Here is an 8,902-nt window from a genome sequence, read left to right as displayed (position 1 = left end):
TCCACCGCCCGGCGACGGAACTCGTCGGTGTAGTTCTTCCTTGCCATCCTTGGATTCTCGCTTCCCCAGCATCGTGCTGGATTCCGCGTGTCCAAGATCAGGGGTTAAGCCCCGATCCCGATATTGCGATTGACGACGTGGAAGCTGCCGTCGCCCTGGAAGAGGCGGATCAGCGTGGACTCGAGATCCAGGCACACGGACTTGTTGAACATCTCGCTGAGCACCAGTCGCAGGGTGCGCATGCCCTGCTTGGCCTCGGAGGCCTGGTGCTGGCGCATCCTGGAGACGCCGTGCAGGGATTCGCCGACGTAGACCCGGCGGGCGTCGTCCAGCAGATAGACGATCGGCCAGTCCCGGAACATCTCCATCTCCAGGCCGCCGCGATCGATGGCCTGGGCGGTGAACGGCATCCGCTCGATCGTGAACGGAACGACGGAGCCCTCAGAGCCGGTCATGCTTGGTGCTCCTGCCGCGGGCCTTCTCGACCGGGTACTTCTGCTCGGTCACGGCCAGCTTCTGCCGCATGATCTCGTGCGGATCGACCCCCAGGCGATCGGCCAGCAGATACGCGTACGTCAGGACGTCGGCGAGCTCGGACTCCACCTCGGCCTGGTCCGCCTGGCCGGACCACTGGAAGCACTCGAGCAGCTCGGCGGCCTCGATGCTGATGGACTTGGCCAGGTTCTCGTGGGAGTGGAACTGCGCCCAGTCGCGCTCGCGGACGAATTCCCGCAGCTGCGGCATCACGTCATCGGCAGGCATGCGGTCAACGTAGCAAACCCCCGCCGAGTGGATCTTCAGTTGCGCTGTTCGCCCGCACAGCGCAACTGGGGATCCACTCGGCGGGGTGAGGAGGGGATGGCGACGGAGGAGCGACGACGGTCGCACGCCATCGGCCAAGATGGAGGGCATGACACCACCGGGCGGCTGGACGCAGGCATTGATCGAGCATCTGGGGATCGAGCTGTGGCGCATCCCCGTGGTCGTGGCCTCGGCGATCGGGATCTACCTGGCCTTCCTGCTGCTGGTCCGCGTGTTCGGCGTGCGGGTGCTCTCGGGCTGGACGGGGTTCGACGCCGTCGTGCTGATCATGCTCGGATCGGTGGCGGGACGCGTGATCATCGGCCACCCGCCCACGCTGGCGGCTGGTGCGATCGGGCTGCTCACGCTGCTGCTGCTGGAGGCGGCCTTCGGCGCGGTGCAGCAGGCGGCGGGCGTCCCCGGGCTGCGCACGCGACCCCGGGTGATCATGGCCCATGGCCAGTTCGTGGACTCCGCCCTTCGGCGCACCCACCTCACCCCGCGCGAGGTCTACGGCGTGCTGCGCCATCGCGGGATCTCGCACCAGGACCAGGTCCAGTGCGTGATCCTGGAGTCCACCGGCGGCCTCAGCGTGATCCGCACGGGCGACCCGATCGGGCCGGGGATGCTCGACGGCGTGATCGGGTCGGAGCTGGTGCTCTCCGAGACGCCTCCCGGACCAGGAGCCCCCTGATCCGCGCCCCACCTCGCCGAGTGGATCCCCAGTTGCGCTGTTCGCCCCGATAGCGCAACTGGGGATCCACTCGGCGGGAGGGGAAGGGGTCAGAGCAGGGCTGCCAGCGCGAAGCTCCACAGGCACATGAACCCCAGCATGCCCAAGCTGTAGCCGATGGAGCCGCGCAGGATCTCGGCCTCGCGCCCGGAGAGCCCCACGGCGCCGGCGGCGATGGCGATCGACTGCGGCGAGACGACCTTGGCCGTGGTGCCGCTGGCGGTGTTGGCGCCGACCAGGGTTGCTGGAGCCGCTCCGATGCCCTCCGCCGTGGCGAACTGCAACGGCCCGAACAGGGTGTTGTTGTTGGTCACCGAGCCGGTGAGGAACACGCCGATCCAGCCGATGATCGGGGCGATCAGCGGGAAGATCGGGCCGACGGCGGCCAGCGCCTGCCCCATGGCCGTGGAGCCGCCGGAGTAGTTGGCCAGGTTGGCCAGCACCAGGATGACGGCGATCAGCGCGATCGCCGGGCCGAGCGAGGTCAGCGTGGTGCGCAGCTCCTCGAAAAGCGCCTTGGCGTCGACCTGCGGGGTGCTCAGGAAGCTCAGGATCACGGCGATCAGGATCGCGGTGCCGGTGGCGCCCAGGATCGAGAACGACCAGGTGGCCTCCACGACCGCACCGGAGGCGGCGATGACCTGGCCGGTGAGCCCCGGCATGGGCACCTGGAAGGTGGTGGCGCTGAGCGCGCCGGTCGAGAACAGCGCCTTCACCGCCGGGACGGACCAGATCAGCATGAGGATCGAGAGGATGTAGAAGGGGCTCCAGGCGACCAGGACGTCGCGGGCCGTCGTCCGGGTGCCGTCCGGCTCCGGGGCGCCCTCCGGACGGGAGATCCGCGACGGCTTCCAGATCCGCGACAGCCCCATGAGGGCCACCATGCCGACCAGTCCGGCCGCCAGGTCGGCGAGCTCGGGACCCACGAACCACAGCAGCCCGCCCTGAACCAGATTGAAGGCCAGCGACACCACGAGCGCTGCGGGCCAGGTCTCGCGCAGGCTGCGCAGCCCGCCGAGCATGAGGACCATGAGGAAGGGGACCAGGAAGGTCAGGGGCTGCAGCAGCAGCACCAGGGCTCGGGACAGCTCGTGGACCTCCAGCCCGGTGATCTGCGCACCCACGAGCACGGGGAGGCCGATGGCCCCGTAGGCGCCGGCGGCCACGTTGCCCACCAGGGACAGGACGGCGGCGCGCACCGGCTTGAAGCCCAGCTGCACGAGCAGCGCTGCGCAGATCGCGATCGGCACGCCGAAGCCGGCCACGCCCTCGAGAAAGCAGCCGAAGGCGAAGGAGATCAGCAGGACCTGGACGCGCTGGTCATCGGAGACGCCGGCGATCGAGGAGCGGATGACGTCGAACCGTCCTGAGCGCACGGTGATCCGGTAGAGCCACACGGCCATGACCACGATGTACGCGATCGGCCACAGGGCCGTGAGCAGCCCCAGCAGTCCCGCGCCGCCGGCGGCGGAGACGGGCATTCCGAACACGGCCACGGAGACGATGACCTGCAGGACGAGCGCGATGATCCCGGATGTCAGCCCGGACAGCTTCAGCGCCATCATGCACAGCAGGAAGACGAGGATGGGCAGGGCGGCCACGATCGCAGACAGGGCGAGGCTGCCCAGGGGGTCGATGTTCTGGGTCCACATGGGAGAGGTCTTCCGGGTTGGAGGGAGGGCGCGATCGAGTGCGGGGGGCGGTGGGCGTCGAACCCCCACCCCCACCCCGCCGAGTGGATACTCAGTTGCGCTGTTCGCTCGGATAGCGCAACTGGGTATCCACTCGGCGACGGGGGTGCGGCTCAGCCGGCGCTGAGGCCGTCGACGACCTCGCGCAGCGTCTCGGCGGAGTCCCGCAGCTTGGTCAGCTCGTCGTCGGAGAACGGGGTCTCGCGGATGGGGAAGGCGCCGTCCTCGCCGACGATGCACGGCACCGACAAGGCGACGCCGTCGATCCCCTGGAAGTCGGAGAGCACCGGGGCCACGTTGAGCACGGCGTTCTGCGCCCCGAGCACGGCCTCGACGATGCGCGCGCTCGACAGCCCGATCGCGTAGTTGGTGGCGCCCTTGCCCTGGATGACCTTGTAGGCCGCGCCCCGGACCTCGTCGGTCAGGGCGTCGAGGGATTCGCGGGTGAAGACTTTCTGCCCGTCGCGGGTCCACTCCAGGATCGGCACGGTGCCGATCGAGGCGGTGGACCACAGGGCGAACTCGGAGTCGCCGTGCTCGCCGACGATGTGCGCGTGCACGCTCGTGCGCGACACATCGGCCCGGTCCGCCAGGAGCCACCGCAGTCGGGAGGTATCCAGCGTGGTGCCGGAGGAGAAGACCTGGTTGGCCGGCAGACCGGAGAACTCCTGGGCGACCATGGCCATGGGATCGCACGGGTTGGTGACGATGACGTAGACGGCCTCCGGGGCCACCGACAGCAGCTGCTCCATCAGGGTGCGGGTGATCCGGGCGTTGGTGTCGGCGAGCTCGCGGCGGGACTGCCCCGGCTTCTGCTTGGCGCCGGCGGTGATGACGACGATGTCCGAGTCGCGAGCGACCTCGATATCGCTGCTGCCGACGATGTCGGTTCCGCCGGTGAACTGGCTGCCGTGGGCGAGGTCGAGCACCTCGGCCTCGGTCTTCTCGGCGGCGATGTCGTAGAGGGCGATGTGGCGGGCGGATCCGCGGATCATGGCGGCATAGGCCACGCTCGATCCGACGGCTCCGGCTCCGACGACGGTGAGTTTCGAGTTCCTGTTCATGCCTTCACGCTACGAGGAGGGCATGTCGTTTCGTGTGGGGTTGTCGTGGTTTTCTGTCAGCTGCGCGGAGGGATCATGTCCCGTTCACGTCTCAATCGCGCATGAACCCACACTGCGCCCCGCTCCCACCCGGCCGAGTGGATACCCCGTTGCGCTATCAGCCTGAACAGCGCAATTGGGTATCCACTCGGCCGGGTGGGAGCGGGGCGCAGTGTGGGTTCATGCGCGATTGAGACGTGAACGGGACATGATCCCTCCGCGCAGCTGACAGAAAACCACGACAACCCCACACGAAACGACATGCCCTCCTCGTAGCGTGAAGGCATGAACAGGAACTCGAAACTCACCGTCGTCGGAGCCGGAGCCGTCGGATCGAGCGTGGCCTATGCCGCCATGATCCGCGGATCCGCCCGCCACATCGCCCTCTACGACATCGCCGCCGAGAAGACCGAGGCCGAGGTGCTCGACCTCGCCCACCGCAGCCAGTTCACCGGCGGAACCGCCATCGTCGGCAGCAGCGATATCGACGTCGCTCGAGACTCGGACATCGTCGTCATCACCGCCGGCGCCAAGCAGAAGCCGGGGCAGTCCCGCCGCGAGCTCGCCGACACCAACGCCCGGATCACCCGCACCCTGATGGAGCAGCTGCTGTCGGTGGCCCCGGAGGCCGTCTACGTCATCGTCACCAACCCGTGCGATCCCATGGCCATGGTCGCCCAGGAGTTCTCCGGTCTGCCGGCCAACCAGGTCTTCTCCTCCGGCACCACGCTGGATACCTCCCGACTGCGGTGGCTCCTGGCGGACCGGGCCGATGTGTCGCGCACGAGCGTGCACGCGCACATCGTCGGCGAGCACGGCGACTCCGAGTTCGCCCTGTGGTCCACCGCCTCGATCGGCACCGTGCCGATCCTGGAGTGGACCCGCGACGGGCAGAAAGTCTTCACCCGCGAATCCCTCGACGCCCTGACCGACGAGGTCCGGGGCGCGGCCTACAAGGTCATCCAGGGCAAGGGCGCCACCAACTACGCGATCGGGCTGTCGAGCGCGCGCATCGTCGAGGCCGTGCTCGGGGCGCAGAACGCCGTGCTCAACGTGGCCCCGGTGCTCTCCGACTTCCAGGGGATCGACGGCGTCGCCTTGTCGGTGCCGTGCATCGTCGGCGAGGACGGCGCCTTCCCCATCCGCGAGACCCCGTTCTCCGACGACGAGCTGACCAAGCTGCGGTACTCCGCCGAGACGCTGCGCGAGGTCGTCGACGGCCTCAGCGCCGGCTGAGCCGCACCCCCGTCGCCGAGTGGATACCCAGTTGCGCTATCCGAGCGAACAGCGCAACTGAGTATCCACTCGGCGGGGTGGGGGTGGGGGTTCGACGCCCACCGCCCCCCGCACTCGATCGCGCCCTCCCTCCAACCCGGAAGACCTCTCCCATGTGGACCCAGAACATCGACCCCCTGGGCAGCCTCGCCCTGTCTGCGATCGTGGCCGCCCTGCCCATCCTCGTCTTCCTGCTGTGCATGATGGCGCTGAAGCTGTCCGGGCTGACATCCGGGATCATCGCGCTCGTCCTGCAGGTCATCGTCTCCGTGGCCGTGTTCGGAATGCCCGTCTCCGCCGCCGGCGGCGCGGGACTGCTGGGGCTGCTCACGGCCCTGTGGCCGATCGCGTACATCGTGGTCATGGCCGTGTGGCTCTACCGGATCACCGTGCGCTCAGGACGGTTCGACGTCATCCGCTCCTCGATCGCCGGCGTCTCCGATGACCAGCGCGTCCAGGTCCTGCTGATCTCCTTCGCCTTCGGCTGCTTTCTCGAGGGCGTGGCCGGCTTCGGCGTGCCGATCGCGATCTGCGCAGCGCTGCTCGTGCAGCTGGGCTTCAAGCCGGTGCGCGCCGCCGTCCTGTCCCTGGTGGGCAACGTGGCCGCCGGCGCCTACGGGGCCATCGGCCTCCCCGTGCTCGTGGGTGCGCAGATCACCGGGCTGGAGGTCCACGAGCTGTCCCGAGCCCTGGTGCTGCTGCTGCAGCCCCTGACCTTCCTGGTCCCCTTCCTCATGGTCCTCATGCTCGGCGGGCTGCGCAGCCTGCGCGAGACCTGGCCCGCAGCGCTCGTGGTGTCGCTGGCCTTCAATCTGGTTCAGGGCGGGCTGCTGTGGTTCGTGGGTCCCGAGCTCGCCGACCTGGCGGCCGGACTGGTCGGCATGGTGGCCCTCATGGGGCTGTCGCGGATCTGGAAGCCGTCGCGGATCTCCCGTCCGGAGGGCGCCCCGGAGCCGGACGGCACCCGGACGACGGCCCGCGACGTCCTGGTCGCCTGGAGCCCCTTCTACATCCTCTCGATCCTCATGCTGATCTGGTCCGTCCCGGCGGTGAAGGCGCTGTTCTCGACCGGCGCGCTCAGCGCCACCACCTTCCAGGTGCCCATGCCGGGGCTCACCGGCCAGGTCATCGCCGCCTCCGGTGCGGTCGTGGAGGCCACCTGGTCGTTCTCGATCCTGGGCGCCACCGGCACCGCGATCCTGATCGCCGTGATCCTGAGCTTCCTGAGCACCCCGCAGGTCGACGCCAAGGCGCTTTTCGAGGAGCTGCGCACCACGCTGACCTCGCTCGGCCCGGCGATCGCGCTGATCGCCGTCATCCTGGTGCTGGCCAACCTGGCCAACTACTCCGGCGGCTCCACGGCCATGGGGCAGGCGCTGGCCGCCGTCGGCCCGATCTTCCCGCTGATCGCCCCGATCATCGGCTGGATCGGCGTGTTCCTCACCGGCTCGGTGACCAACAACAACACCCTGTTCGGGCCGTTGCAGTTCGCCACGGCGGAGGGCATCGGAGCGGCTCCAGCAACCCTGGTCGGCGCCAACACCGCCAGCGGCACCACGGCCAAGGTCGTCTCGCCGCAGTCGATCGCCATCGCCGCCGGCGCCGTGGGGCTCTCCGGGCGCGAGGCCGAGATCCTGCGCGGCTCCATCGGCTACAGCTTGGGCATGCTGGGGTTCATGTGCCTGTGGAGCTTCGCGCTGGCAGCCCTGCTCTGACCCCTTCCCCTCCCGCCGAGTGGATCCCCAGTTGCGCTATCGGGGCGAACAGCGCAACTGGGGATCCACTCGGCGAGGTGGGGCGCGGATCAGGGGGCTCCTGGTCCGGGAGGCGTCTCGGAGAGCACCAGCTCCGACCCGATCACGCCGTCGAGCATCCCCGGCCCGATCGGGTCGCCCGTGCGGATCACGCTGAGGCCGCCGGTGGACTCCAGGATCACGCACTGGACCTGGTCCTGGTGCGAGATCCCGCGATGGCGCAGCACGCCGTAGACCTCGCGCGGGGTGAGGTGGGTGCGCCGAAGGGCGGAGTCCACGAACTGGCCATGGGCCATGATCACCCGGGGTCGCGTGCGCAGCCCGGGGACGCCCGCCGCCTGCTGCACCGCGCCGAAGGCCGCCTCCAGCAGCAGCAGCGTGAGCAGCCCGATCGCACCAGCCGCCAGCGTGGGCGGGTGGCCGATGATCACGCGTCCCGCCACCGATCCGAGCATGATCAGCACGACGGCGTCGAACCCCGTCCAGCCCGAGAGCACCCGCACGCCGAACACGCGGACCAGCAGCAGGAAGGCCAGGTAGATCCCGATCGCCGAGGCCACGACCACGGGGATGCGCCACAGCTCGATCCCCAGATGCTCGATCAATGCCTGCGTCCAGCCGCCCGGTGGTGTCATGCCCTCCATCTTGGCCGATGGCGTGCGACCGTCGTCGCTCCTCCGTCGCCATCCCCTCCTCACCCCGCCGAGTGGATCCCCAGTTGCGCTGTGCGGGCGAACAGCGCAACTGAAGATCCACTCGGCGGGGGTTTGCTACGTTGACCGCATGCCTGCCGATGACGTGATGCCGCAGCTGCGGGAATTCGTCCGCGAGCGCGACTGGGCGCAGTTCCACTCCCACGAGAACCTGGCCAAGTCCATCAGCATCGAGGCCGCCGAGCTGCTCGAGTGCTTCCAGTGGTCCGGCCAGGCGGACCAGGCCGAGGTGGAGTCCGAGCTCGCCGACGTCCTGACGTACGCGTATCTGCTGGCCGATCGCCTGGGGGTCGATCCGCACGAGATCATGCGGCAGAAGCTGGCCGTGACCGAGCAGAAGTACCCGGTCGAGAAGGCCCGCGGCAGGAGCACCAAGCATGACCGGCTCTGAGGGCTCCGTCGTTCCGTTCACGATCGAGCGGATGCCGTTCACCGCCCAGGCCATCGATCGCGGCGGCCTGGAGATGGAGATGTTCCGGGACTGGCCGATCGTCTATCTGCTGGACGACGCCCGCCGGGTCTACGTCGGCGAATCCCTGCACGGCGTCTCCAGGATGCGCCAGCACCAGGCCTCCGAGGCCAAGCAGGGCATGCGCACCCTGCGACTGGTGCTCAGCGAGATGTTCAACAAGTCCGTGTGCCTGGATCTCGAGTCCACGCTGATCCGCCTCTTCCAGGGCGACGGCAGCTTCCACGTCGTCAATCGCAATATCGGGATCGGGGCTTAACCCCTGATCTTGGACACGCGGAATCCAGCACGATGCTGGGGAAGCGAGAATCCAAGGATGGCAAGGAAGAACTACACCGACGAGTTCCGTCGCCGGGCGGTGGA

10 protein-coding genes are annotated in these 8,902 nt (G+C 68.8%); 5 read left to right on the top strand and 5 right to left on the bottom strand.

Annotation, left to right across the window (positions count from 1 at the left end; genetic code table 11):
* Window positions 1-104 precede the first annotated feature (104 nt).
* Window positions 105-455, bottom strand: a complete 351-nt coding sequence (locus tag FFS25_RS13050) for a GIY-YIG nuclease family protein (protein WP_249933909.1) — start codon at window positions 453-455, stop codon at window positions 105-107.
* The gene (locus tag FFS25_RS13045) at window positions 442-762 is read right to left on the bottom strand and encodes a nucleotide pyrophosphohydrolase (RefSeq protein WP_024289562.1); all 321 of its coding nucleotides are present in this window, start codon (window positions 760-762) and stop codon (window positions 442-444) included. The genes FFS25_RS13050 and FFS25_RS13045 overlap by 14 nt, the downstream gene beginning before the upstream one ends.
* A gap of 148 nt (window positions 763-910) precedes the next feature.
* On the opposite strand from FFS25_RS13045, the gene FFS25_RS13040 reads away from it, so the two are divergent.
* Entirely contained in the window at window positions 911-1,495 is a 585-nt protein-coding gene (locus FFS25_RS13040) for a DUF421 domain-containing protein (protein WP_249933910.1), read from the top strand.
* Window positions 1,496-1,584: 89 nt separating this feature from the next.
* Here FFS25_RS13040 and FFS25_RS13035 read toward each other — a convergent pair whose 3' ends face one another.
* Both FFS25_RS13035 and FFS25_RS13030 read right to left on the bottom strand, forming a co-directional pair.
* On the bottom strand, window positions 1,585-3,186 hold the full coding sequence (locus FFS25_RS13035) for an L-lactate permease (RefSeq protein ID WP_137803215.1): 1,602 nt from the start codon (window positions 3,184-3,186) through the stop codon (window positions 1,585-1,587).
* Window positions 3,187-3,338: 152 nt separating this feature from the next.
* Window positions 3,339-4,289, bottom strand: a complete 951-nt coding sequence (locus FFS25_RS13030) for an L-lactate dehydrogenase (protein ID WP_024289564.1) — start codon at window positions 4,287-4,289, stop codon at window positions 3,339-3,341.
* Between the two features lie 324 nt (window positions 4,290-4,613).
* On the opposite strand from FFS25_RS13030, the gene FFS25_RS13025 reads away from it, so the two are divergent.
* Both FFS25_RS13025 and FFS25_RS13020 read left to right on the top strand, forming a co-directional pair.
* Window positions 4,614-5,564, top strand: a complete 951-nt coding sequence (locus tag FFS25_RS13025; protein WP_137803216.1) for an L-lactate dehydrogenase — start codon at window positions 4,614-4,616, stop codon at window positions 5,562-5,564.
* Between the two features lie 152 nt (window positions 5,565-5,716).
* The gene (locus FFS25_RS13020) at window positions 5,717-7,318 is read left to right on the top strand and encodes an L-lactate permease (protein ID WP_137803215.1); all 1,602 of its coding nucleotides are present in this window, start codon (window positions 5,717-5,719) and stop codon (window positions 7,316-7,318) included.
* 89 nt (window positions 7,319-7,407) lie between these two features.
* Here FFS25_RS13020 and FFS25_RS13015 read toward each other — a convergent pair whose 3' ends face one another.
* Window positions 7,408-7,992, bottom strand: a complete 585-nt coding sequence (locus FFS25_RS13015) for a DUF421 domain-containing protein (RefSeq protein WP_249933910.1) — start codon at window positions 7,990-7,992, stop codon at window positions 7,408-7,410.
* 148 nt (window positions 7,993-8,140) lie between these two features.
* On the opposite strand from FFS25_RS13015, the gene FFS25_RS13010 reads away from it, so the two are divergent.
* Both FFS25_RS13010 and FFS25_RS13005 read left to right on the top strand, forming a co-directional pair.
* Window positions 8,141-8,461: a nucleotide pyrophosphohydrolase gene (locus tag FFS25_RS13010; protein WP_024289562.1), complete on the top strand. Its 321-nt coding sequence runs from the start codon at window positions 8,141-8,143 to the stop codon at window positions 8,459-8,461.
* Window positions 8,448-8,798: a GIY-YIG nuclease family protein gene (locus FFS25_RS13005; protein ID WP_249933909.1), complete on the top strand. Its 351-nt coding sequence runs from the start codon at window positions 8,448-8,450 to the stop codon at window positions 8,796-8,798. The genes FFS25_RS13010 and FFS25_RS13005 overlap by 14 nt, the downstream gene beginning before the upstream one ends.
* The last annotated feature ends 104 nt before the right edge of the window (window positions 8,799-8,902 follow it).

Origin of the sequence: Kocuria sp. 2SI (assembly GCF_005502825.1) — a bacterium.
GTDB lineage: Bacteria > Actinomycetota > Actinomycetes > Actinomycetales > Micrococcaceae > Kocuria > Kocuria palustris.
The sequence above is the reverse complement of the archived record's forward strand: the minus strand, read 5'-3'. Positions and strand labels throughout refer to the sequence as shown.